This window comes from Aeromicrobium sp. PFPM2_SD2, assembly GCF_057364525.1.
The window spans coordinates 1-671 of sequence record NZ_JBNFNZ010000752.1 but is presented as its reverse complement, the minus strand read 5'-3'; the positions used below and the strand labels follow the sequence as shown (position 1 = coordinate 671).

Annotated in this window: 1 protein-coding gene; it reads left to right on the top strand. The window is 76.3% G+C overall.

What is annotated here, in order from left to right:
• Positions 1-87: 87 nt before the first annotated feature.
• Positions 88-671: thiamine phosphate synthase (gene thiE, locus AC2W7G_RS17900; protein ID WP_485869618.1), on the top strand; the 584-nt coding region annotated here is incomplete at its 3' end.

The window sequence follows — 671 nt, the reverse complement described above, 5'->3', positions numbered from 1 at the left end:
CGATCGCGGCGGCCGGGACGTTGCGGGCGCACCTGCTGACGAGCTGGCGGCGCTGGACGCCGACCGGCTCGCGGCAGCGGACGTCCGATGACCCCCGACGTCTCGCTGTACCTGGTCACCGAGCCCCACCACGACCTCGAGCGCATGGTCGCCGCCGGCGTCGAGGGCGGCGTCACGCTCGTCCAGGTGCGCGACAAGCAGGCGTCCACGCCTGAGCTCGTCGCGCAGGTGCGACGGCTCCGCGAGCGCGTCGCGGGACGCGTGCCCGTCGTGGTGAACGACGACGTCGAGGCGGCCCGGCACGCCGACGGCGTCCACGTCGGCACCTCCGACACCACCCCGGCCCAGGCCCGCGTCGCCCTGGGACCCGACGCGGTGGTGGGCTGGTCGCTCAACGACCTCGCCCAGCTCGACGACGACGAGCAGGTGGCGGCGTGCAGCTACGTCGCCGTGAGCCCGCTGTGGCCGACCGCGACCAAGCCCGACCACGAGACGCCGTGGGGCCTGGACGGGCTCCGACGCGTGGTCGAGCGGGTGGCCGGACGGCTCCCGGTGGTCGTCATCGGCGGCATCGGACCGGACGAGGCGGCCGAGGCGGTCGCCGCCGGGGCCGACGGCGTGGCGGTGGTGAGCGCCGTCATGCGGGCGAGCTTCCCCGCCAGACCGCCCGG